The sequence below is a fragment of the Sphingomonas sp. GM_Shp_2 genome (assembly GCF_026540875.1).
Lineage (GTDB): Bacteria > Pseudomonadota > Alphaproteobacteria > Sphingomonadales > Sphingomonadaceae > Sphingomonas > Sphingomonas carotinifaciens.
Genome location: NZ_JALNUQ010000033.1, coordinates 1 through 23096 on the forward strand (window position 1 = coordinate 1; position 23096 = coordinate 23096).

At 65.4% G+C, this 23096-nt stretch carries 19 protein-coding genes; 7 read left to right on the forward strand and 12 right to left on the reverse strand.

Annotation, left to right across the window (positions count from 1 at the left end):
• Positions 1–1421: PQQ-binding-like beta-propeller repeat protein (locus OXR08_RS11930; protein ID WP_267350110.1), on the forward strand; the 1421-nt coding region annotated here is incomplete at its 5' end.
• A gap of 414 nt (positions 1422–1835) precedes the next feature.
• On the opposite strand, the gene OXR08_RS11935 is transcribed toward OXR08_RS11930, so the two are convergent.
• The 5 genes from OXR08_RS11935 to OXR08_RS11955 form a co-directional block, all read right to left on the reverse strand.
• Positions 1836–2504 carry a spermidine synthase gene (locus OXR08_RS11935; protein WP_267350112.1) on the reverse strand — a complete coding sequence of 223 codons (669 nt, stop codon included), beginning with the start codon at positions 2502–2504 and terminating at the stop codon, positions 1836–1838.
• Positions 2501–2872, reverse strand: a complete 372-nt coding sequence (locus tag OXR08_RS11940; RefSeq protein ID WP_112382766.1) for a DUF6481 family protein — start codon at positions 2870–2872, stop codon at positions 2501–2503. The genes OXR08_RS11935 and OXR08_RS11940 overlap by 4 nt, the downstream gene beginning before the upstream one ends.
• Positions 2873–2930: 58 nt before the next feature.
• A complete protein-coding gene (locus OXR08_RS11945; protein ID WP_267350114.1) occupies positions 2931–3413 on the reverse strand; it encodes a DUF2141 domain-containing protein in 483 nt (160 codons plus the stop codon).
• 133 nt (positions 3414–3546) lie between these two features.
• A complete protein-coding gene (locus OXR08_RS11950; RefSeq protein WP_267350116.1) occupies positions 3547–4647 on the reverse strand; it encodes a Ca2+-dependent phosphoinositide-specific phospholipase C in 1101 nt (366 codons plus the stop codon).
• Complete coding sequence (locus tag OXR08_RS11955) at positions 4647–7220, reverse strand: TonB-dependent receptor (RefSeq protein ID WP_267350118.1); 2574 nt, start codon at positions 7218–7220, stop codon at positions 4647–4649. The genes OXR08_RS11950 and OXR08_RS11955 overlap by 1 nt, the downstream gene beginning before the upstream one ends.
• A gap of 240 nt (positions 7221–7460) precedes the next feature.
• On the opposite strand from OXR08_RS11955, the gene OXR08_RS11960 reads away from it, so the two are divergent.
• A complete protein-coding gene (locus OXR08_RS11960; RefSeq protein WP_267350120.1) occupies positions 7461–8918 on the forward strand; it encodes a L,D-transpeptidase family protein in 1458 nt (485 codons plus the stop codon).
• 100 nt (positions 8919–9018) lie between these two features.
• A complete protein-coding gene (locus OXR08_RS11965) occupies positions 9019–11124 on the forward strand; it encodes a S9 family peptidase (RefSeq protein WP_267350122.1) in 2106 nt (701 codons plus the stop codon).
• Positions 11125–11173: 49 nt separating this feature from the next.
• On the opposite strand, the gene OXR08_RS11970 is transcribed toward OXR08_RS11965, so the two are convergent.
• A complete protein-coding gene (locus tag OXR08_RS11970; protein ID WP_112382917.1) occupies positions 11174–11449 on the reverse strand; it encodes an HU family DNA-binding protein in 276 nt (91 codons plus the stop codon).
• Between the two features lie 105 nt (positions 11450–11554).
• Entirely contained in the window at positions 11555–11758 is a 204-nt protein-coding gene (locus tag OXR08_RS11975) for a DUF5818 domain-containing protein (RefSeq protein ID WP_267350124.1), read from the reverse strand.
• Between the two features lie 147 nt (positions 11759–11905).
• Between OXR08_RS11975 and OXR08_RS11980 the strand changes: the two genes are divergently transcribed.
• Positions 11906–12397, forward strand: coding sequence for a MucR family transcriptional regulator (locus tag OXR08_RS11980; RefSeq protein ID WP_112382762.1), 492 nt, complete (start codon positions 11906–11908; stop codon positions 12395–12397).
• 62 nt (positions 12398–12459) lie between these two features.
• Here the strand turns inward: OXR08_RS11980 and OXR08_RS11985 are convergent, their stop codons facing one another.
• Together OXR08_RS11985 and OXR08_RS11990 are read right to left on the reverse strand one after the other, a co-directional pair.
• Positions 12460–12873 (reverse strand): hypothetical protein, encoded by a 414-nt coding sequence (locus OXR08_RS11985; protein ID WP_267350128.1) that lies wholly within the window; start codon positions 12871–12873, stop codon positions 12460–12462.
• The gene (locus tag OXR08_RS11990; RefSeq protein ID WP_267350129.1) at positions 12874–13152 is read right to left on the reverse strand and encodes a hypothetical protein; all 279 of its coding nucleotides are present in this window, start codon (positions 13150–13152) and stop codon (positions 12874–12876) included.
• A 168-nt stretch (positions 13153–13320) separates the two neighbouring features.
• Here OXR08_RS11990 and OXR08_RS11995 point away from each other — a divergent pair, with 168 nt between their 5' ends.
• The 3 genes from OXR08_RS11995 to OXR08_RS12005 all read left to right on the forward strand — a co-directional run bounded on the left by OXR08_RS11995 (position 13321) and on the right by OXR08_RS12005 (position 17697).
• Positions 13321–14337: an AraC family transcriptional regulator gene (locus OXR08_RS11995; protein WP_267350130.1), complete on the forward strand. Its 1017-nt coding sequence runs from the start codon at positions 13321–13323 to the stop codon at positions 14335–14337.
• A 157-nt stretch (positions 14338–14494) separates the two neighbouring features.
• Positions 14495–16732 (forward strand): TonB-dependent hemoglobin/transferrin/lactoferrin family receptor, encoded by a 2238-nt coding sequence (locus OXR08_RS12000; protein WP_267350132.1) that lies wholly within the window; start codon positions 14495–14497, stop codon positions 16730–16732.
• 11 nt (positions 16733–16743) lie between these two features.
• Positions 16744–17697, forward strand: a complete 954-nt coding sequence (locus OXR08_RS12005) for a DUF6607 family protein (RefSeq protein ID WP_267350134.1) — start codon at positions 16744–16746, stop codon at positions 17695–17697.
• 70 nt (positions 17698–17767) lie between these two features.
• On the opposite strand, the gene OXR08_RS12010 is transcribed toward OXR08_RS12005, so the two are convergent.
• The 3 genes from OXR08_RS12010 to OXR08_RS12020 all read right to left on the reverse strand — a co-directional run bounded on the left by OXR08_RS12010 (position 17768) and on the right by OXR08_RS12020 (position 23060).
• Positions 17768–19792 (reverse strand): TonB-dependent receptor, encoded by a 2025-nt coding sequence (locus OXR08_RS12010; protein WP_267350136.1) that lies wholly within the window; start codon positions 19790–19792, stop codon positions 17768–17770.
• 147 nt (positions 19793–19939) lie between these two features.
• Entirely contained in the window at positions 19940–20365 is a 426-nt protein-coding gene (locus OXR08_RS12015) for a DUF2946 family protein (RefSeq protein WP_267350138.1), read from the reverse strand.
• Between the two features lie 82 nt (positions 20366–20447).
• Complete coding sequence (locus OXR08_RS12020; protein ID WP_267350140.1) at positions 20448–23060, reverse strand: TonB-dependent receptor; 2613 nt, start codon at positions 23058–23060, stop codon at positions 20448–20450.
• Positions 23061–23096 lie beyond the last annotated feature (36 nt).

The following is a 23096-nucleotide window of genomic DNA, read 5'->3' on the forward strand; positions in this document are numbered from 1 at the left end:
CTCGGCAGTCGGCTAGGTCGACATTCACGGCGACTTACACAGGCAGCAGTTCGATGCCGGTTGTGCCGGATGTTACGGTAAGCGGTAATTATGTCGCGCTGGCAAAAGCGCCGGTTGGACGCGACGGGTTGTTCGAAGTCACAATCAAAAGCTTGGCTTCCGCACCGAAAGGTCAGTCGAGCGCCAACGTGACGTTCCGCCTTTGCACATCGGCGGATTGCGCGACCGTCTATCCAGGATCGACCAAGCAGTTGCCCGTCAAGCTGACGGTTGGCGACGCCAATTGGTCCACCTTTCAGGGCGATGCCGGACACACCGGATATTTGCCGGCGAGCTACTCGACTGCAAGCTTTGCGGACGCCTGGACGATCGCAACGCCTTACGCTCCCAGCGGCGTCGCAGCGCGGCCGGGAAGCGTGTTCTTCAATGTCGCGCATACGGATGGCCACGTCTACACACACGCGGTTTCGACCGCGAGTGGCGCGACGCTATGGGCATATGACGTCGGTGGGGGCAGCTACGCCGCGAGCAGGCGCCCTTACGCGCCCTCCTACGCCAATGACCGGGTAGCATCCATGCCGTCGAACTCGACGTCGAGTGCAAATCCTCTCCAAGTTATCAACGCCACTACTGGCGGATATGTCAGCGCGCCGAACTATGATGCACAGCACAGCGATGGCAGTGCCGTAACTGCGGTTGGCGACGAACTGTTCTTCGCGTCGGGCTATTACGGGAACGTCGTCTTCGCTGCGAATGCGATCAGTGGCGACAGGCTTTGGCGTACGGAAGCCACCGGCTCCTATGGTGGCTATGTGATGGAAGGTGAGTCCGTTGCCGTAGACGAGAATTACGTTTACTTCTTCAAGGGCGGGTCTCTTGTAGTGCTCGGGCGCGACGGCGCCTTGGTGAAGGCATTGGAAAACCCGTTCTTTTCGAAGAATGGGCTAAGTTACTTCGGCGGATACCAGGGAGCTCCGGTTCTTGACGGCAACGGCCGGATCTTCACGTTCATAGACAACTATTCATATAGCCAATCGCTTCCGCTTGCAGCCTTTTCGCTTACAGCTGACAGAGCGATTTGGCGTACGAGCTACAGTTACACTGGCCAACCCGCTGTTCGTGGAAACCGGCTGTTCGCCATTCGCTCGTCCAGCAGGATCGTGGACTTGATCGACGTGGCGACGGGTCTTGTGTCCGGCTCGATTGACGTTGGTGGGCCTGTTAACCTGACCGGTAACGTGGTGTTGACCGACAGCCATTTGTTCGTGTCGAGTGCGACTACGACATATGCGGTGGACCTAAACGACAGCAGCTATCCGGTAGTTTGGAGAACGTCCTTCGGGGGCGAACTGGCCCTCACGCCAGACGGGTATCTTACTATTTCCACGTCGACCGGGCTGCATGCCGTCAAGCTAGGATAATAGCTGGCATGTGACGACGTACAGAGCTTTCCACGTGATCATGGCGGCCAACCACGGCAAAGGCTGCTGAAGAACGTATTCGGCTCGTCGACCGGTTTGTGACTCTGACCGGTCAAGGGCCGCTGCGCGCCGCAATCAGGGTGCGCAGCGGCCCTCGCGGCCAAAACGTCCGCTTACCCTTATGTGCGCCCGAAAGCGGACCGGCAGCTAACCTACCAATCTCAGACATTCAGGCGGGTTACCGACAGCGGTCGTTTATGAGTTCACGACCTCGGATCAGATGACATCGGCTTGATGCATCCCTACCCTCGGTTTCGATCGATCGCCGAATGGCGGCAAAGCCGTGTATCGAGACGACGTATCGAGAGACACATCGCCGTGCGTCTCAGCGAATCAGAATGAAGCCGTCCCGGTCTAACGCCGCGCGAACCAGATCACATGCGTCGGCCCCTTGCCGTTGTCGCGCGCCTTCACCCGCACCTCATCGACCGCGAACCCCGCCTGCCCCAGCCGCCGCGTGAACGCCGCGTCCGCACCCGCAGACCAGATCGCCAGCACCCCGCCGGGGCGCAGGGCACGGCGGGCCTCGGCCAGTCCCCCCGGCGTGTAGATGCCGTCGTTCGCTGGCCGGGTCAGGCCGTCCGGCCCGTTATCCACGTCCAGCATGATCGCGTCATATCGCCCGACGCCGGCGCGGATGGCCTCGGCCACATCGCCCATCGCCAGCGTGACGCGGGGGTCGTCCAGGCATCCGTCGGTCATCGCCGCCATCGGCCCGCGCGCCCATTCGATGATGCCCGGCACCAGCTCGGCCACCGTCACCCGCGCGTGCCCGCCCAGCAGCCCCAACACCGCGCGCAGCGTGAACCCCATGCCGTATCCACCGATCAGCAGGTGCGGCGCGGGATGTCCGCGCAACCGCTCGCACGTCATTGTGCCGAGTGCGACCTCGGACCCGCTCATGCGCGTGCTCATCAGTTCGTTGCGTTCGAGCACGATCATGAAGTCGCCGCCCCGGCGGAACAGCCTGAGCGGCGGTCCCCCGGGCACCTCGGCAACGCCGATCAGCTCGCGGGGGGTCATCCCCGCTGGCGTGCCTTGCGTGCGGCATAGCGCGCATCGCGCGCGGCTTTCAATTCGGCCGGGGTGGGCAGGACGGGCGGCGGTGCGGGCCGGCGCGCGGCTGCGGCGCGCTCGGCGGCTTCCGCGGCCTCGGCGGCGGCTTTGGCGCGAAGCTCTTCCTTTGCCGCCTTTTTCTGCTCGATCTCGGCCTGTCGGGCGGCCCGTCGCTCGGCCGCTGCCGCCTCCTTCGCCTCGGCCGCTGCCAGGCGCTCTGCCACGACCGCCGCATCGACCACGGGCTTGTTGCGCATCTTCTCCAACGCGCGCTGCTTTGCTTCACGCGCCGCGGCGGCGCGATCCTGGAAGCTCGGAACTTTGAATCCTGTCATGCCGGCGCCTGTTAGCACAAAGTTGGCGGCGGGAAAGATCAGAGATTCATGGCACCGCTCAATCGACCGGCCCGATGCTCAATCCCTGCCGGTAGTTCATCGTCACCACGACATTGGTGGTGCCGACATGGACCGGGACGACCACCTTGTCGAAGCTCGGCTTCAGGTTGAGCAGCGACAGCTTGGGATCGCGTGAGAAGCCGCCCCCGTCGTTCCAGTCGGACTTGCCGTTGCCGTTCGCGTCATGGCGCACCGCGATCGCATATTGTCCGGGGCGAGGCGCGGCGATGCACATCGTCATCTCCGACCGATTCGCCTTCGCCTCGACACGGCTCAACCACGTGCCTTTCTTCAGGAATCCGGGGCCGTCGTACAATTGGATGCGCACCATCCCCGTCGCCCCCTTCAGCCCTCGCACCGTCACCATGACCCGCTGCCCAGTCCCCGCCTCGCACGCCCCACCTTGCGTCGGATTGCTGCCCTGGACGCTCGTCGCTGCGGCAGCAATCGACAGCGCCAGCATCATCATCGTGTTCAGCATCGGGTCCCTTCGCGCTTACCGGCGACACCATATGGTGACCTGCCTCATCTGCCGCTCGGCAGACATGCGCAATCACCGCCATGGCACCCGCGCCCTTTGCATCCTCAACATGAACGCGCGCTGTCGCCTCACCTCACCGGCAGTCTTTCCCCACATGACGATGCCCCGACAACAGCAAGGCATTGCACCGCTCCATCACCCCGCCGGGCAACGTCACCGTGAAGTTTCGCCCTATGCGCGTCGGGGCGCCCGGATAATAATCCGTGCTGACAGCCTGCGCACCGCTAGCAATTGCGGCTCGAGCCTTGCGATAGTCGCCCGCTCGCGCTTCTAACGTGTTGGCATCCGTGCGGGTGCGGACGATCATGCCGTCCTTCACCAAACGCCGGATCAACGTGCCGTCCACCAGCGGATCCTGGACGATCGCCACCGCAGCATCCGGATCTCCCACGTCGTACCAGCCAAAGATGGGCCGCCCGGCCAGTGAAGGATGGCCGGCGCGGTACAGTTCGCCCACCGCGGGCCGGACGTCGAGGAGAAAGAACAACCGGCCTCGCGCGGCAGATACTGTGGGCCATCCGCGGGTGCGTATTGCGTGGCGTAAGCTTGGTGCGTGGGCGCGTATGGTGTCGGGGGTGATCAGGCGGTCGCGGGGCAGGACGGCGAGGAGTTCGCGGTCGAGGGCGTCGAGCAAGGGGGCGGTCAGCGGGAGCGGGTCGGTGATGCCCGGGCGGCCGGAGGGCTGGTCGGCGGCGTTGATCGTGACCATGATCGGCAGGTGATCGGGGTGGGCGCGCGACCACGCGTCGATTTCCGCCAGGCAGCGGCGAAAGGTGACGCAGCCGGACAGATAATCAATGTCGGGGATATGGAACACCTTGAACCCCGGTTGCAGCATCGCCGCCCGGTCAAAGCCCGTCTTTTCCCCCGCCGCCTTTGCCAGCGCCTCGCCCCTGGGATCGGCATAGCGGCCGCCATCCGGGTCGGCGAAGATGTCCAGTTCCAGTTGGCGCACCCCGCGGTCGAGCTGTTCGGTGATCGACAGGTGATCGTAATCCAGCCCGTCCGCCAGCTTCGGCTCGCGCCGCCGCAACTCCGCCATCACCGCGGCGGGAATGCGTCGTTTGAAGCTGTTGTGCGAGCCGACGACCTGGATGTCGTTCATCCGCGCGGGCGGCTCGCCCGCCGCCACCGCTCCCAGTGCGCAAAGGGCAAGAAGTGCGCGCTTCATCATCAGAATGCCGCCCGCGCGCCGAACAGGATCGTGCGGCCATAATAGTTGATCTCGCCAAAGCGCAGCCGGTCGTCGTTGTAGCTGTTCTGCCGCGCGCCGGCGAGATTGATCCCTTCGAGGCTGAGCGTCACGGCGTCGGTGACGCGGATGGACAGGTTGCCGTCCAGCGATCCGAAGGGCGCAACATAGGTCGGCGCCTGTACCGTGCTGCCGGTTCCCGCCAGGTACCGGTCACGCCAGACATAGGAAAGCCGCGCCGACAAGGGCCCCTTGTCGTAGAAGCCGACCAGATTGAAGCTGTTCTTGGACAAGCCGATCAGCTGGTCGCGGATGGTACGCGAGCCGGCGGTATAATCCGCCTTGACCGAGGTGTGCGTGTACGACCCCTGCACGCCGAAGCCGTCGAACGGCGCGGGCAGGAAGGTGAATACCTGGCTGTAGGCGACCTCGGCGCCGTAGACCTTGGCATTGCCGCCATTGACCTGGGTGGCGAGGCGGACGGTGCCCCGGCCGGGGATGTCGATGTTGAGGTTCTGTTGCGTGATATAGTCGTCCATCGCCTTGTAGAAGATGGCGCCGGACAGGAGGCCGGAGGGGGCGAAGTACCATTCCAGCGAGCCGTCGAACTGGGTGGCGAGGAAGGGGACGAGTTCGGGGTTGCCGCCGCTGGCGGTGGGGGCGTCGGTCGACACGGTGATGCGCGGGGCGCTGTCGGTGACGTTGGGGCGGGTGAGGACGCGGCTGGCGGCCAGGCGGCCGACCAGGGTGGCGGACAGGTCGGCACGCAGGTTGAAACTGGGCAGCACGTTGTTGAACGTCTTGGGGAAACTGGCCGGCGTCGCGGTGGTGCCGCTGGTCAGCGTACCGCTCGCCACCTGATCGGTGTGGACGTAGCGCACGCCGACATTCCCGCTGATCATTCCCAGCTCGTAATCCGCGCGCAGATAGCCCGCCGCGATCTTTTCCGTCACCACGAAGGACGAACGGCGATCGCCCAGCGTCAGCGGCGCGTTCTCCACCGCGGGTGTGAAGAAGGCGTTCACGAACGCGCCCGTCACCGGCACCAGCCAGTTGCGCGGCACCGCGCCGCCGACATCCTTCAGAAAATCGTTGAACGGCATCTGTTCGAACGCCCCCGCACCGAGCGACGTGAGCGGCGTATTCGCCGCCGGATTGACGTTATAGTCGCGCCGGAAATAGTCGCGCTTGCGCCAGTGATATTCGGCACCCGCCGCCAGCTTGGCCAGCACGCCGCCCATGTCGCGCGCCACGTCGACCCGCGAATAGCTGTCCCAGTCCTTGCTGTCCTTGGGTGCGATGTTGAAGGGGTAGAGGGTGTAGTTGGCCGCAACCGTGGGATCGACCGGCGTGGTGAAGACGGGCAGCACCTTGTACCCGCCCGAGGCGTCATAGGTCAGCGGCGCGTTGAACACCGCGCGGCTGCGCACCGTGCCGGTCCGGTAATCGGGATGGAAGCTGTGCGCGGCCGACCAGTTCACATTGGCCGACAGGTGCCAGCGATCCGGGTTCCAGGTCTGTTTCAGCCCGATCGTCAGCAGGTCGTGCCGGTTGAGGCTGTATTCGCGCGAGGCCATGAAGCGGACGCGGTTGATCGTCGCGCGGGTGATCGTGTCGCCGTCGCGCACGACCGATCCGGGCACCACCGACGTGCCGGGATCGTCGGGATAGATGTCGAGCCCGAATTCGTCATAGGCGACATCCAGCCGCGTCGCGATCACATCCAGCGTGGTCTCCAGCTCAGGCGTCGGGCGCCACTGGGCGGACACGATGCCGGACACGCGCTTGCGATCCTCGGTCTCCACCGTCGGGCGGGTACGGGTGGGCGAATAAAGGCCGGTGGGTAGTCCGCCGGCGGCGGCAGCGGTGTAGCGATCGAGCAGCCAACCGAAATTCATGAAGCGGTCGTTGCGTACCGCCTTGCCCCAATATTGCGCGCCGGCAAGGATGCCGAAGCTGCCGTCCGCGCTCCTGGCACTGGTCAGGATCGTCGCGTTGGGCTTCACCTTCTCGGTCTGCGTCGTGTAGGTGCCGCGCAGGTTCAGCGTGGTCCGGTTGCCCACGTCGAGCGGGCGGAACGTCTTGACGTCGATATTGCCGCCCAGCGCGCCCTCGCTCATGTCGGCGGTGGGCGTCTTCACCACATCGATGCTGCTGGTGAATTCGGCCGGCAGCATTTCGAAGCGGAACTGGCGCCCAGCGGCGCCGCCATTTTCGATAAGGTCGTTTAGGGCGACGGTGCGACCGTTCATCAGCGTGTTCTGAAATTGCGGCCCGAGCCCCCGAACGCTGACATACAGCCCCTCGCCGCGCGGCCGCGTGATCGCGACGCCGGGTACGAGCTGCAACGCCTCCGCGACATTCTGGGTCGGGAATTTGCCGATATCGGTCGAGCTGATCGAATCGACGCCGTAAGCCGCCCGGCGCTTGGTTTCCGCGGCCGCCGACAGGCTGCGGGCATAGGAGCCGTTGACGACGATATCCTCGCCGGTCGCATCGGCATCGCTCCCGCCCGTGCGTTCATCCTGCGCGGTCACAGACTGGGCGTGGGCCATGCCAGCCGTGCCCGTGAAGAGGGCGAGCGAAACCGATGCCCGAAACAGGCTGCGAAGAGACACCATCGAGTAAATTCCCCTTTGGCGCCATTGGCTTGGCGCCCTTTGCCGGGCGGCTAACCGGTATGCGTGTCACCCAAAGGTCAAAGCCGCGACAGTTTCGTTACGGACGCGTTTCCGTCGCGGGAGCCGAGTGGCCAGGTCGCGCGTTTCCCCCGGCGACCATTGGCGGAGAAACACGTGCATTCGATAATCGGGCATTCGAAAATCGGACATTCGAAAATCGGGACCTCGGTAGCGCTGGCCCTGCTGCTCGCCGCCTGCAACACGCAGCCGGCGGAGCAGACGGCGGGGTCGAATGCGAGCGAGGCGGCACAACCCGCACAGTGGAGCGACCGGACGAGCAAGCAGTTGCGCGACGCCATCGCCGCGCGTGCCGATCACGGCCTGGATCACCTGCCCTTCGCCGCGAGCGGTTCGGACAATGCCGCCCTGACCAAGCAGGCATTGGATTTTGCCGGCGCGCTGGCACGCGGCGCAACCGATCCGACCAAATTATACGAGGTCTATACCGTGCCCCGGCCCGATCCGGATCTGCGCGCCGGTCTGGCCGCGGCGCTGCGCGCCGGCGACATCAGTGGCTGGCTGAACGGGCTGGCGCCCACCGACGCCAATTACAAGCGGCTGTCGGCGGCCTATCGCAAGCTGAGCCGCCAGCCGGACGGTCCGGCACCCGCCATCGCCGGCACCGGCGAGGCGATCGAGCCGAACGCGGTCGATCCGCGCATTCCGGCGATCGCCCGCGAACTGGTGGTGCTGGACTATCTGCCGGCCGAGGGTGCGCAAGGGGATCGCTATACCCCGGCGATGGTCGCGGCCGTGCGCACGATGCAGGCGGATTACGGGATGAAACCCGATGGCCTGATCGGCAACGAGGCGCTGGCCATCCTCAACATGTCCGACCTCGACCGCGCGCGCGCCATCGCGATCGCCATGGAGCGGGTACGCTGGCTGGACCGCAATCCGCCCGCCACCCGGATCGACGTGAACCTGGCCGCGGCACGCCTGACCTATTGGCGCGATGGCAAGATCGTCGACAGCCGCAAGGTCGTCGTCGGCGAGCCGGATACCGAAACGCCGCAACTCGGCTCCCCCATCTTCCGGCTGGTGGCGAACCCGACCTGGACGGTGCCCCGTTCGATCCAGAAGAAGGAGCTGGCGAGCAAGGGCGCCGGTTATCTTCGGGCGAACAACATGGCCTGGAAGGATGGCTGGATCGTGCAGCAGCCGGGTCCGAAGAATTCGCTCGGACTGGTCAAGTTCGACATGCAGAACGAGCATGCGATCTATCTGCACGACACCCCGGCCAAGGCGATGTTCAACATGGTACAGCGCCAGCGCAGCCATGGTTGCGTGCGGGTGGAGGATGCGCTCGGCTTTGCCGAGATGCTTGCCCGTGACGAGGGCGTGCTGGACGAGTGGCACAAGGCACGGGCGACGGGCAAGGAGACGTTCGTCAAGCTGCCGCGCCAGATCCCGGTCCGCATGCTCTACCACACGGTGTTGTTCGACGAGGCCGGCGAGCCGATCGTGCGCAACGATCCCTATGGCTGGGACGATCGCATCGGCTCCGCGCTCGGGTTCAAGGCGGGCAAGGCGCTGCGCGTCAAGTCGGACGCTGCCGATGTCGGGCCGTAAGCCTCGCCCCTGACGACGCCACCCCGGCCGCCATTTTCCTGCTGGCGGCCGGGCGATGCCGCGCCTAGCCTTGGCGTTCCGGAACAAGGGGAACGCAGCGATGATGAGGTTGATGGTGGCAGGTGCGGCGATGATCGGCGTCGCCGCCACCGCGCAGGAAGCGCCGCGCGCGGCCAAGAAGCCCTATCAGGTCACGTCGCCCAACGGCGTGCGCGAGGACGATTATTACTGGCTGCGCGACGACAGCCGCAAAAATCCGGAGATGCTCGCCTATCTGAATGCGGAGAACAGCTATGCCGATGCGCGGCTGGCCTCGCTCAAGCCGCTGCAGGCCCGGCTGTACGAAGAGACGGTGTCGCACATCAAGCAGGACGACAGCAGCGTCCCCTACCGCGACAATGGCTGGTGGTATCAGACGCGCTTCGCCACGGGTGCCGATTATCCGGTGGTCGAACGGCGCCGCGCACCGGACGCCCCGGCCGAACTGATGTTCGACCAGCCGGCGATGGCCAAAGGCCACAGCTTCTTCGCCCTGTCCGAATGGCAGGTCAGCCCCGATAATAAACTAGTCGCATGGGCCGAGGATGTCGTTGGCCGGCGCCAATATGTGCTGAAGGTCAAGGATCTCGCCACCGGCCGCGTGCTGAGCGACACGATCACCAATGTGGAGCCCAACATCGTGTGGGCGGACGACAACCGCACCCTGCTCTACATCGCCAAGGACCCCGTCACGCTGCGCGGTTACCGGGTGATGGCGCATGTGCTGGGCACCCCGGTCAGCGCCGACCGCCTGCTGTACGAGGAGAAGGACGACACCTTCCAGATGGGCATCATGCGCACGATGGACGATCGATACGCCTGCATCACCGTGCAGAGCACGGTCAGCGACGAACAGCGTTGTGCCCCGGCGGGCGATCCGACGCGCTTCACCGTGCTGGCGCCCCGCGCGCGCGAATTCCGCTACAGTGCCGATCATGCCGGTGGCCGCTGGGTGATCCGCACCAATCGCGCGGCCAAGAACTACAAGCTGGTCACCTTCGCCGATGCGCAGATCGCCGGGGGCGTCGCCGGGTGGCAGGACCTGACACGGCCAAGCGACAGCGTGTTCATCGAGGACTTCAAGCCCTTTGACGGCTTTGTCGCGATCAACCAGCGCGAGGGCGGCAACCGGATGATCCGCCTGCTGGACGCGCAGGGGCGGTCGACCGCCGTCGAGGCGGACGAGCCCGCCTATCAGATGGCGCTGTCGGTCAACGAGGAGCCCGGCGCGCGCGTCGTGCGCTACAGCTACGGCTCGCTCAAGACGCCGACGACCACCTATGAGGTCGATGCGAAGACGGGCGCGCGCCGGGTGCTGAAGGTCGCGCCGGTGCCGGGCTATGATCCGGCGAACTACGTCACCGAACGGCTATGGGCGCCGGCGCGCGACGGGACGCGCATCCCCGTATCGGTGGTGTACAAGAAGGGCGTGGCGCGCGACGGCACCGCCCCGCTGTTCCAATATTCCTATGGCAGCTACGGCATATCGATGGACCCGGCGGTGGATGCCGGGCGCATCGCCCTGCTCGATCGCGGCGTCGTCTACGCCCTCGCCCATATCCGCGGCGGGCAGGAAATGGGGCGCGGCTGGTATGATGACGGCCATCTGCTCAACAAGAAGAACAGCTTCACCGACTTCATAGACGTGACGCGTTATCTCGTCGCGCAGAAATATGGCGCCAAGGACCGGGTCGCGGCGATGGGCGGCAGCGCCGGCGGGCTGCTGATGGGCGCGGTCGCCAACATGGCACCCGCCGATTACAAGGTGATCGTCGCGCAGGTGCCGTTCGTCGACGTGGTGACGACGATGCTCGACGCGTCGATCCCGCTCACCACCTTCGAATATGACGAATGGGGCAATCCGGCGCAAAAGCCCTTCTACGATTATATGCTGAGCTATTCGCCCTACGACAATGTCGCGGCCAAGGCCTATCCGGCGATGTTCGTCGGCACCGGCCTGTGGGACAGCCAGGTGCAATATTACGAGCCGGCGAAATGGGTTGCCCGGCTGCGAGAGCGCAAGACCGACAGCAATCCGCTCCTCTTCCGCACCAACATGGAGGCGGGGCATGGCGGCAAGTCGGGCCGGTTCGAACGCTATCGCCAGAACGCCGAGTGGCAGGCGTTCATGCTCGACCAGCTCGGCGTCGCGCCGGACGGGAAGTAACGGAAAACGGGCGACCGCGCGAGGAGCCCCGCGCGGTCGCCGGTCCGGTTCAGCCGTTCAGCGCGTCCTTGACCGCCTTGGCCGGCACGAAGGTCAGCTTGCGCGCAGCGGCGATCTGGATGGTCTCGCCGGTGGCGGGGTTGCGGCCTTCGCGCGCCGGGCTGTCCTTGATCTTGAACTTGCCGAAGCCGGAAAGCGACACCTCGTCGCCCTTGGCGGCGGCGGCCACGATGGCGGCCATCAGATCGTCGACCGCCTTGCGGGCATCGGCCTTGGTCAGGCCATGATTGGTCACAAGCGTTTCGGCGAGTTCGGCATTGTTCATGATGATCGTCTCCAATTGGGGCGCCGCCTTTAGCGGGCAAAATGCGGCTTGGCGACAGATGGCTATCGCAGGTAGCGGAGAACCGGTGTCAGAACGGGCGGCAGGTCACGCCGGCGCGACGCCGTCGGCATCGACCAGATCGACGCCGACCAGCGTGCCGACAAGCCGCACCCGCTTCTCCACCAGATCGACCGGTGTACGCGGCAGTGCCAGCAGATAGCGGCCGCCGAGATCACGCCGCAGGTAGAAGCCGCCGCCATCGCGGATCAGCATGCCCGTTTCGTCGATCCGTGTTCCGATAACAGCCATGCCCCCGCCTTATCCCAATCGCGGACATCAGCAAAGCCGCGTCCCAATCCTGTCGCATTTTGACAAAAACTCTTCGCAAAACACTTGCTTAGCTTGAGATTGTAATTAACTCGACCCAATCGAACTCCCACGATGCAAGGACTTGATATGGCGGACGACGTGTTCAACACGGTAGAATTGGCAACGGAACTGACGGTCGCCTGGCTTGGCAATTCCAACACGCGGGTTTCGGCGGAAGACGTGCCGGCCTTCTTGCGCACGATGCACGACACGGTGGCACAGCTTGCCAGCGGCACGGTGCAGGACACCGCGCAGCCGGACACGCAGGACTATACGCCCGCCGTTTCGGTGCGAAAGTCGCTCGCGTCGAAGGATCACATCATCTCGATGATCGACGGCAAGCCGTACAAGACGCTGCGCCGCCACCTGAAGACCAACGGGCTGACGCCGGAAGCCTATCGCGAACGCTTCGGCCTGAAGCCGGATTATCCGATGGTCGCCGAGACCTATTCGGAAAGCCGCCGCGCCATGGCCCACAAGATTGGCCTTGGTCGCAAGGCCGGCGCCGCTCCTGCGCGCAAGCCGAAGAACGCCAGCGAGGCCAAGGCTGCGGCCCAGGCGCATCTGACCGGCGAATAAACCGCGTCGCGACGGTGGCGGGGTCGGCGGTTGCCGAACCCCGCCACCGCCAGGCGGCGCAGTCATCCTGGCAGCAGCGACCGCGCCCCTTCGTTGGAGGCCGGGATCGTGTCGCGGTCCGGGCCGGCCGATTTCGCCCTCAGCCCGCGTAGTGCAATCGCCTCGGCGCTTTGCAGGAGTGCGATGGATTCGCGGATCGCGCGCAAGGCGGCGGACGGATCCGCCCAGCATCCGTCACCCCTGAAGATCGAACCGTCGAAATGGCTCAGCACATCCAGAGCCGTGTCGACCTTTTCGGTCGCCAACTCATGATCTTCCGCCAAATCGGTGTGACAGTTGCTGCGGATCATCGTGAACACGCTCTTGATTTCGCTGGCTGCGCTGGTCCGCAAGCCATGATGTCCTGAGATCTTGCCAAGGTCCTGCCGAGCAATCCCCGGGTAGAATGCCTGGATCCGGTCCGGATGCCGCAACATTCAGGCGGCCGCCGACGTCGCGACAGCGGCCAAAGACCCCGTGTCGAGCGAACCGGAACGCGGCGCGAGAATGAGATCGATCGCAAGCTGCACGTGACATGCCGCCACATCGCTCGACTCCGCGTCGAGGATCGCCAACGCTTTGCGCATATGCGCGACGGCGACGTCACGACTTGCCATTTCCCGAATACTCCTCCGTCCGACGATTGCCCCGAAATGGCAGTCGATAATCGGACTTTTAAAGCAAATCCGGGTGCCATTGAAGGCGACAACCGGCAAAAGTGAGATAATATCAACAGTTTACAGTTATCGATCGCGATGGCGGTAAACACGTCTTCGCAATATTGACATGGTAGCCGTCCGCCACCTCGTCACCATTGCGGCGGCGTTACGAACGCCTTCGCAATCTTTGCATGACAACCTGACCCAGTGGTGCATATATATCACATGTCAAGTAAGATCGACAGCAACAGGATCGATGCTCAGGCGGCGGATGACGGAGTGTCGATCGGGTGGCGGCCGCAAGCCGGCTTCATCCACAGCGTCACCAGCCCGGATCAGCTGGAACGCCTGAACGCGAGCGGCGGCATCGCGGTCAGCTTCGCGACTCAGGGCCGGAGCGTCCATCTGGCGTTCCAGGGCAGCCAGAGCGAAACCCTCAGCGTCTGGGAAACGCAGAGCCGGACCGGCTTCATCACCAGCCCGATGATGACGGCCGAACTCGTCACGATCCGGTTCGTCGAGGCCGGGGCCATGGTCCGGATCAACCAGAACGGCGCGGACGTGATCGTAAGCCCGGCACAGGCGCTGCTCACCTCGTTCGACGTGATGCGGCGTGAACAGGCCACGCCGGGTTTTTCCGCGATCAGCGCGACCGTCAGCCGCAGTGCCGTTCTGGACGCCTGCCGTGCATTGTTCGGCGCCGAGACGACGATGCTGCCGCAGTTCGAAACGGTGGTCGATCTCGACACCACCGGGTTGCGCGCGGTGCGCTCTACGGTCACCGCCCTGCGCCAGCATCTGTCCACGGCGGCAGGCCCGATCGACCTGATGCTCCCCTTGTTGCAGGAGGTGCTGCTCTATCAACTCGCCGGAAGCTGGCCGATGATCGGTACCGGATCCTCATTGCACATTCCCACCGCGACCGGCCGCGCGGTCCGGCAGGCGGTCGATTATATCGAAGCGCATCTGCGCGAGCGGATCGCCATCCGCGATCTGGCCGAAGCCGCCGGCATCAGCGTGCGTGCGCTGCAAATCGCCTTCAAGCAGCAAATGGGCTGCACGCCGATCAACTACATCATCGCACGGCGTCTCGACCGGGTGCATGCGCAACTTCGCCTCTCCGAAAGCGAGACGATCCGTCAGGTGGCGGCGAGCTGGGGGTTCGTTCACATGAGCGACTTCGCCAAGCGGTATCGCGAGCGGTTCGGACATCTGCCGAGCAGCCGCCACGGCGGTGGCTGATCCTACCGACACGGATGCCGGGCAGAGGTAGCCCTCCGAGCAACGTCCCGTCCATGACCGATGACGACCACCGGCGGCGGCCACCCACACGGTGCACCGAAAGCTCTTGCTAGTGATAGTGATTCTCATTACTTGATTAGGTAAAGGGGAAGGCACTATGAACCATGCGTACCTCCTGTGCGGCACGGCCGTTGCGGGACTTATCCTTGCGGCTGCGCCACTCGCGGCACAGGTCGTCCAGCCGAGTGCGAGCGGTGAACCCGGTGCAGAGATCACCGTCACCGCCACGCGCAGCGAAAAACGGGTCGAGGACGTGCCGCAAACCGTATCGGTCATTGACGCAAAGACGATCGACGACCGGCTGATCACCGACATCAAGGATCTGGTCCGCTACGAACCCGGCGTCGCGGTGCGCCGTGCACCGGCACGCTTCACCGCGGCGGGTGCCGCGACGGGGCGCGACCGCAACAGCGGCTTCAACATCCGCGGGCTGGAGGGCAACCGCGTTCTTATCACCGTCGACGGCGTGCGGGTACCGGACGCCTTCAGCTTCGGCGCGCAATCGGTGGGACGCGGCGACTATGTCGATCTCGATCTCGTTCGCTCGGTGGAGATATTGCGTGGCCCCGCGTCCGCCCTCTACGGGAGCGACGGGGTCGCAGGCGCGGTCAGCTTCATCACAAAGGACCCGCAGGATTTCCTGCGCGGCGGCGAGCAGGTCGGCGGCGGCCTACGCCTCGGCTATGACGGGTCGGACGATAGCTGGACCAAGGGTTTCGTACTCGCCGGTCAGCAAGGCGACGTGCAGGCGATGCTCGCCTATACCCGCCGCGACGGTCATGCGCTGGACAACAAGGGCCGCAACGACAGCGCCGACACCGACCGTACCACCCCCAATCCGCAGGATATCGAGTCCGACGCATTGCTGGCGCGGGTCGTCTGGACACCGGACGACCACAGCCGGGTGCGCGCGACCTATGAACGCTTTGGCTCGGTAGTTGAAACCGACGTGCTGAGCGCGATCACCAGGCCATCCGCCGCCGGCCTGGCGGCCCCCACCGCCGTTCGCGGCCTGCACGCACGCGACACCGCGGCGCGCGACCGCGGCACGATCGATTATCGCTATACCGGAGACGGCATCGTCAGCGGCATCCGCGCCGCCGCCTTCATTCAGGACAGCGGCACGGTGCAGACCGGTTGGGAGGATCGGAACACAGCGGTGGATCGTATCCGCATCAACACCTTCGACAACCGCGTTTATGGCGGCACGCTGCAACTGGAAAGCCGCGCCGCAACCGGCCCCCTCACCCATCTGTTCGCCTATGGCACGGATTATTCGCATACCCGCCAGACGGGTGTGCGCGACGGCACCGTGCCGCCGGCGGGCGAAACCTATCCCACGCGCGCATTTCCTACCACCGATTACACGCTGTTCGGGCTATTCGTGCAGGACGAGATCGCGGTCGCCGACGGGTTGCTGACGCTGTTTCCGGCGATCCGCTACGACCATTACCGGCTGGACCCGCGTACCGATCCGCTGTTCACCGGCTTTGCCCCGCGCGGTCAGTCCGGATCGAAATGGACGCCGCGGATCGGCGCGGTGGCGAAGCTGACCGAGATGGTGCGGCTGTTCGCCAATTATGGCCAGGGCTTCAAGCCGCCCGAGCCGAACCAGGTGAACAACGGCTTCGCCAATCTTGCCCAAGCCTATCGCTCGATCCCCAATCCCGACCTGAAGCCGGAGACGAGCCGCAGCGTTGAGGGGGGCATCCGCCTGAACGGGGCCCACTGGTCGCTCAGCGGCACCGCCTTTCGCAGCCATTTCCGCAACTTCATCGACCAGCAACAGGTTGGCGGACAATTCGGAAACTTTGCCGATCCGGCTACCTTCCAGTTCGTCAACTGGAACCGGGTCCGGATCGAGGGGCTGGAAGCGCGTGGCGAGGCCCGCCTGCCGGTCGGCGTCGGCATCCGCGCGGCGGCATCCTATGCCAAGGGCACGATGCGGACCAACGGCATCGCCGGCACGCGGCCGCTCGACAGTATCGAGCCGCTCAAGCTGGTGGCAGGCCTGTTCTACCAGCCGGATGGTGGCCCGTTTCGTGCCGAAGTCGTTGCCACCCATTCGGCGGGCAAGGACCTGTCCGACACCAACAACACCTGCAACACGGCGACCACCACCTGCTTCACGCCGGACGGCTTCTGGGTGTTCGACGCCACCGCCTCGCTGCGCGTCATGGAGCGCGCGACGCTGCGGGTGGGCGTCTTCAACATCACCGACCGCCGGTATTTCTGGTGGAGCGACGTGCGCGGCCTGTCTGCCACCTCCACCATCCGTGACGCCTTTTCGCAGCCGGGCCGCAACGCCGGCGCCTCCCTGTCCTTCAGCTTCTAGAGGATCGCTCGATGACCCGCTTCCTGCTCGCGTTCGCGCTCGCCGTTTCCCCCTTTGCGCTTGCCGCCCCTGCCACCGCCCAGACCGAACAGGCCCGATATGCCGACCGCACCCGCGACCATGCCGCGATCATGGCGATGGCCGGCACCTTCAAGGTGACGTTCGACATGCGCGAAACGACGCCGCTCGTCGCCGGCTACACCCCCTACCCGGCCAAGCTCAGCGGCGGCCACGAAGTCGTCCACGCGATCGTCGATACGCCCGACCACATCGTGCTGCAGCACCTGCTGGTGGTCGACGACGGCAATGGCCAGACGATGGTCGTAAAGCATTGGCGGCAGGACTGGACGTACCAGCCGGCCAGCGTGCTCACCTATGTCGCACCCGGTCAATGGCGTTTGCGCCCCGTGCCGAAGCGGGAGCGTCGCGGCGCCTGGTCGCAAACCGTGTGGCAGACCGACGATTCGCCGCGCTACGGCGCGATCGGCCGCTGGCGATATGATGACGGCGCCACCCGCTGGACCAGTGAAGAAACGCGCCGCCCGCTCGCACGCCGCGATGCGACGCGCGGCGTACCCTATGACCATTATCTCGGCACCAATCGCCATGTCCTGACGCCAAGCGGCTGGGTCCATGAACAGGATAACGCCAAGATCGGCAGCAAGGATGGGCGCGCCACCACCTTTGTTCATGAATATGTGGTCAACACCTATGTCCCCGCCACCGATTTCCGGATCGCAGCCGCCGATGACTATTGGGCGCGGACCCGAGATTACTGGGCGATCGTGCGTGCCGCATGGGATGCACGTATCGCGGCCCAGAACAGCCTGACGCTGGGCGAGGTCGCCGACACCGGATCGGTTACCGCGCACGAGCTGATGCTGCTCGCCGACGATATCCGCTCGGGCGAGGCAACGACCGCCACCGCCGCGGAACAGGCAAAGGCGTTGATCCGCAAGGATTGAGGCCGCAGCCACCGCCCAGCCACGAACCGGTCGGCCCGAGCGGTGGCGACGCCCTCGCCCCTATCGGGCGTTAGAAGCGCGCCCGTACCGATGCGAACAGGCTGCGCGGATCGGCGGGCGCGTGCAGCCGCTGGACCCCGTCGAACCAGACATATTCATAACGGTCGTTGGTCAGGTTGCGGATCTGCGTCGACACCTCGATCGCCTTGGTCAGCCGATAGGCGATCTCGGCGGTGACCTGGAAATAGTCGCCATAGCGCCCCTGACTGTTCGCCGTGTTCAGTTCGTAGGCGGACTGACCATTGCCCCATAGCGAAGCGCGCCATGGAAGCGCAGCCGGCGCCCATTCGATGCCGGCGGTGTAGACGTTGCGGGGAACGTGATCGATCTCGTTGCCGGCGGTCAGCGGCGCGGCGGGATCGGCGACGCGGATCACCGCCTTCTGGTGCGACCAGCTTGCCCAGGCGGAAAGGCCCGATACCGGCTGCACGCTTGCCTCCAGGTCGAAGCCGCGGCGGCGGGTTTCGCCCAGATTGTCGAACTCGCCCGACGGATCGTTCAGGCGCCGGCGCAGCTCGCCGCTGGCGGTCTGCTGCCACACCGCCGCGCGCGCGGTCAGCCAGCGGCCCTGTGCAAGCTTTATCCCGGCCTCGAAACCTTCGTTGATCGATGCTTCGAGGTCGCGGACCCGCGGCGGCACGACGAACGTGCCCGAGCCGGCACCGATCTGAAAGGTGCGCCCGTAATTGCCATAGGCGGTGATGCCTGTGATCGGCGTCAGCGCCACCGACAGCTTGGGCTGGCTGATCGTGCCATAATCGTTGAGGGGGTAGCTGACCCCGTTCAGCCGGTTGGTATAGGAGCCGCCCACCCGGTCGATCCGCCACGCCGGCGTTACCGTCAGCCAGCGCACCGGCGTCACGATCGCCTGCACATAGGCGCCGCCGACCGTCAGGTCGAAATCCTGGTCGCGCGTTGCCGCCACGATGGTGCGGCGGTCGGTGGTCCAGCGCAAACTCCGGTTGTGCTGCCACTGCACATCGCCGCCCGCTTCCGCCATCAGCCAGTCGGCGGCATGCCAATGAAGGCCGGTGACGACGCCATATTGCTGCTCGTCGGTCAGCCGCTGCTGCTGCGCGACATCGGCGGAGAAACGGACATAGCGATTGTCGTCGATGCTGTTGGCATAGCCGACCGCGGTCAGCGACAGGCGGGCGGCAAGATCGGCATCGAGATGCAGGCTGTATTGCGACAAGCGGCGCGTGCCGCCATCGGTTTCCGACACCGCATAGGACCGGCGCCGGTCGCGATACGCGTCGGCATCGGTCAGATAGCCGGGCTCTTCCGCCTCCGCGCGGCTGTGGCGGACGATCGCGCCGAGCTTGGCCGGCCCGAGGTCGTAGAACCACTTGCCCGCGAAGTTCAGCCGGTCGAGATCGGCATGGTCGCGGTATCCGGCGGTCCGGCGATAGGCGAAGAGGTAGTTCTGGCTCAGCCGGCCGCTCTCGACCCCGGCTGAGAGCTGCGCGTCCCGGGTGCCGAACGCGCCGGCGATGCCACGCGCGTCGAGATAGGTGCCGCCGGTACGCGTCCTGACGTTCGCGCTGCCGGCGATGGCGTGGAGGCCCCAGCGCGGGTCGGACGTGCCGCGCACCAGTTCGACCGAGGCGATGTCGAGCGGCGACACCATGTCGATGAAGTCCATCCGCCCGGCATTGTCGTTGGACGGCACACCATCGATCAGCAGCTTGACGGCGTTGATCTCGCCCTCGCCGTTGAAGCCGCGGATCGAGAAGCGGCCGGAGGTCGTACCCTGGTTGAAATCGGTCAGCACCACGCCCGGCAGCCGCGCGAACAGCTCCCACGCATTGTCGACATTCTGACGCTGCGCCACGTCGCCGCCGAGCACGTCGACCGAGGTCAGCACGTTGGCGGTCGATCGCGCCATCGCGCGGGCGGTGACGACGATCTCGCCTCCGCCGATCGCGACCTGCGTATCGGGCCGGGTGGTGGACGCCTCACGCTCCTGCGCGACGGCGGCCGTGGACAGCAGCAGGCAGGATGCCGCGCCTGTCAGACGATGAACTCGAAACATGCCATTCCCCACATTCCGGCCAGAGCGAACATGGCCGGAATCCGGCCCCGCCTGCCCGTCGAAACGTCGCGGGCGCGCACCACGCGCGCGGGCCGGATCACATGAAAGCCAGCGGCCGCGTCCGGTCAGACCGGACGCCCGCAACCGTCAGTCGCGGGGGAGCGGAGGGCCGCGCAGGGGCGGTCGTAGACGGTGCGCGGATCGATGAACGCGCCGCGGCGCCGGGAGCAGCGCCATCGCCGCCACGACGGCAAGCGCGGCCACCAGCACGACCGGATCGACGGCACCGAGCATCTGCGCCGACAGGCCCGCATAGGCGCATGGCATCTCGGACTTGCCATGCTCCTTCGATGGCCCTTGCTCGGGCACCGTGTCATGCATCGCCGCCATGGCGCCGTCACCGGCCGGCATCGTCATCATCGGTGCCGCGCCCGGGCAGATGACGATGCCGAGGCCCCCGTGATCGTTCCCGATCATGTACCCGGCCGGCACCAACAGCTTCAGCAGCAAGGCCGCCGCGCAGATCAGCACGGCAAGACGGCGTTGCGCCAGAAGATGCCGGACGACGATCACGCTGGCGGGTTATCGTCGATGCCGGCCGGTGTCACTTGGGCATTTGCGCCCGGTCTGCCGCCGCCGCCGACACCCGCCCTGTTCAAAAGGCGAGGCCGGCGCGAACGAAGACCGATCGCCCGTTGAAACCGAAAGGCGATATCGCATTATAGGGCTGCGTGCCGGCATTGTCGGAACCGTTGGTGCCGGCGGCAACGCTGGCAACGGTGGAGGCGATGTTCTCGTCCGGATAGACGTCGAACAGGTTCTGCGCACCGGCGCTCAACCGGAGGGCCGGTGTCGCCTGCCAGCCCAGTTCGACGTCGGTCAGCACCTTGGCACCGAACCGCTGGATGATGTCGGAATTGGCCGCATTGCTCGCAGCCGGCACCTGTTGCACGTCATAGCCGGGCACCAGCGCCGCAACCTGGGCCGGTGTCCGGTTGAGCAGCGCCACCGTGGAAACCTTTCCATAGCGCGTGTTGGTGACGGACAGGGTGAACGGCCCGCGCGCATAGTTGAGGTCGAGGGTCACCTTGTCGCGGGGAAGGCTGTCCGAAAAGCGCAGTTGCTGCGTCAGGTCGAACAACGGCGTCGTGATGCCCAGCGCGGCGATCGGCGCAGGCGTGCCCGCGATCCGATCGAAGCGGGTCTTGTTGTAATTGCCTGCCAGCGTGCCGCTGAACCGGCTGCCGTCGCCAAAGCGGTGCCGGTAATTCACCACCAGATCGATACCCTGCGTCTGGGTATCCACCGCATTGGTCAGGAAGGACAGCGCGGCAAAGCCGGACTGGCCATTGGCGGCCAGGAAGTTGGTCAGCCGCGTATCCTGGAACGTCGACGAAATCGCGATCCGGTCGCGCACCTTGATCCGATACGCGTCCAGTGTGGCCGTAAAGCCTTGGGCTTCGAACACCGCCCCGACCGACACGTTTCGGGATTTTTCGGGCTTGAGATCGGTCGCGCCTGCCAGTCGCGCCGCGGGATTGTCGACCGCTGCGACCCGCACGATCGCCTGCGTCCCGTTCAGGATCAGCGTGTTCGACGCGTTGTAGCCCGACTGCGCCAGCGCCGGTGCGCGAAAGCCGGTGTTATAGGACCCGCGCAGCGCCAGCCCACCGAACAGCCCCAGGCGCCCGGCGACCTTGAAATTGGTCGTGTTGCCGAAGTCGGAGTATCGCTCGTGCCGGACCGCGCCGGAAAGAAGCAGGCGCTCGAAAACCTGCTTTTCGACCTCGGCATAGGCAGCAACGCTGTTGCGATCGATCGACGCGCGATCATCGGGACCGTTGCTGGGTCCGGGCTGGGAGCCGATCGGCCCCGGCCGGCCGGCATTGGGGCCATCGGGGATCAGCACGCCGCCGTTGCGATAACCGTCGGGTGCACCGGAGAAGAGCCGATAATCCTCTTCGCGATACTCCGCCCCGAACGCGATCCGCAGCGGCTGGTCGTCACCCAGCGGGATTTCGCGGGTGAAGTCGAGGTTGCTGGTCCATTGATAGAAGTCGCTGCCGCCCCGATAGAAACGCGAGGGTGATGCGGCGCCAAGCGTCACGTTGACGCTGTCGACATAGCTGGTGCGGACGGTGCTGAGCCCATAGGCGGTCGAAAGGTCCCAGGCGAACCCGGCCATATCGTCGCCGCGCAGGCCAAGCGCCGTGGAGACATTTTCGAAGCGCGTGGCGAGGCCGGGGCTATAGCCGTCGGGATAGAGGGCGCGCACGGTTTCGTCCTGCCCGGCCCGGCGGAAAAGATACCGGATGTCGCCGTTCAGGCGGTTATACCCGCCAAAGCTGTACAGCTCGGCGCCACCAGCCATCGGTGCCACGAGGTTGTAGAAGAGCTGGTAGTTGCGGCTCGGCTGATCGCCCTGCTGGAAGACGTTGCGATCGAAAGCCGCCTCACGCGGGTCGAGCGCACCGTTGCTGGGCGTGAGGCCGACGCCCGACCCGTAATTGCCCGATGGCGCAACCGGGCGGCCGGCAGCATTCAGTCCGAAATATTGCTGCCGGGTATCCGGCCGGGCACGGTTGGTCCCGCCCCGATCCTGATAGGCGGCGGTGAGACGAAAAACGCCCTCCTCGCCAAGCCGTACCCCGGTCGAGGCGGAAACCTCATAAGTATCGCCGTCCCCCTGGGTGGTCTGCACGTAGCTTGCCTGGGCATGGGTGCCGATGGAGCGGTCCAGGATCATGTTGATGACGCCCGAGATCGCGTCGGAGCCGTACTGGGCCGCCGCGCCGTCGCGCAACACCTCTATCCGCGACAGTGCCAGCGTCGGTATGGCGTTGAAGTCGACCGCGACGTCGCCGCGGCCGATGCCGTTGCTCGAATTCAGATCCGCCGTCGTATGCCGACGCTTGCCGTTGACCAGCACCAGTAGTTCGCCCGCACCCAGCCCACGCAGCGATGGCGGCTGGATGAAGTCGCCGACGCCCGATGCAAGCGGCCGGGGCGCACTGAAACTCGGCACCTGGACCTTGAGCATCTGGATAAGGTCGACCCGGCCGCTCTGCTGCAGTTCCTCGCGGGAGATGGCATCCACCGGCGTCGAGGATTGCGTCGCGGTGCGGCCGCCAAAGCGGCTGCCCGTCACGATGATCTCGCCCCGTTCGGTGTCCGGCTCTTCCGGATCGGCGGCCTGACCGGCATCCTGTGCCGAAAGCGGTGACGAAAACGCGCAGGCGAAGGACACTGCGATCGCGAACGATCTCATGGCAAACCCTTTTGTATGGTTATGTTATCACGTAAC

Coding starts and splice junctions, on each gene's coding strand:
- OXR08_RS12010 (WP_267350136.1), bottom strand. CDS start 19,792: ATGTTTCGAGTTCATCGTCTGACAGGCGCGGCATCCTGCCTGCTGCTG.
- OXR08_RS11995 (WP_267350130.1), top strand. CDS start 13,321: ATGTCAAGTAAGATCGACAGCAACAGGATCGATGCTCAGGCGGCGGAT.
- OXR08_RS12020 (WP_267350140.1), bottom strand. CDS start 23,060: ATGAGATCGTTCGCGATCGCAGTGTCCTTCGCCTGCGCGTTTTCGTCA.
- OXR08_RS11980 (WP_112382762.1), top strand. CDS start 11,906: ATGGCGGACGACGTGTTCAACACGGTAGAATTGGCAACGGAACTGACG.
- OXR08_RS11965 (WP_267350122.1), top strand. CDS start 9,019: ATGATGAGGTTGATGGTGGCAGGTGCGGCGATGATCGGCGTCGCCGCC.
- OXR08_RS12005 (WP_267350134.1), top strand. CDS start 16,744: ATGACCCGCTTCCTGCTCGCGTTCGCGCTCGCCGTTTCCCCCTTTGCG.
- OXR08_RS11955 (WP_267350118.1), bottom strand. CDS start 7,220: ATGGCCCACGCCCAGTCTGTGACCGCGCAGGATGAACGCACGGGCGGG.
- OXR08_RS11935 (WP_267350112.1), bottom strand. CDS start 2,504: ATGACCCCCCGCGAGCTGATCGGCGTTGCCGAGGTGCCCGGGGGACCG.
- OXR08_RS11950 (WP_267350116.1), bottom strand. CDS start 4,647: ATGATGAAGCGCGCACTTCTTGCCCTTTGCGCACTGGGAGCGGTGGCG.
- OXR08_RS11945 (WP_267350114.1), bottom strand. CDS start 3,413: ATGCTGAACACGATGATGATGCTGGCGCTGTCGATTGCTGCCGCAGCG.
- OXR08_RS11940 (WP_112382766.1), bottom strand. CDS start 2,872: ATGACAGGATTCAAAGTTCCGAGCTTCCAGGATCGCGCCGCCGCGGCG.
- OXR08_RS11975 (WP_267350124.1), bottom strand. CDS start 11,758: ATGGCTGTTATCGGAACACGGATCGACGAAACGGGCATGCTGATCCGC.
- OXR08_RS11970 (WP_112382917.1), bottom strand. CDS start 11,449: ATGAACAATGCCGAACTCGCCGAAACGCTTGTGACCAATCATGGCCTG.
- OXR08_RS12000 (WP_267350132.1), top strand. CDS start 14,495: ATGAACCATGCGTACCTCCTGTGCGGCACGGCCGTTGCGGGACTTATC.
- OXR08_RS11985 (WP_267350128.1), bottom strand. CDS start 12,873: ATGTTGCGGCATCCGGACCGGATCCAGGCATTCTACCCGGGGATTGCT.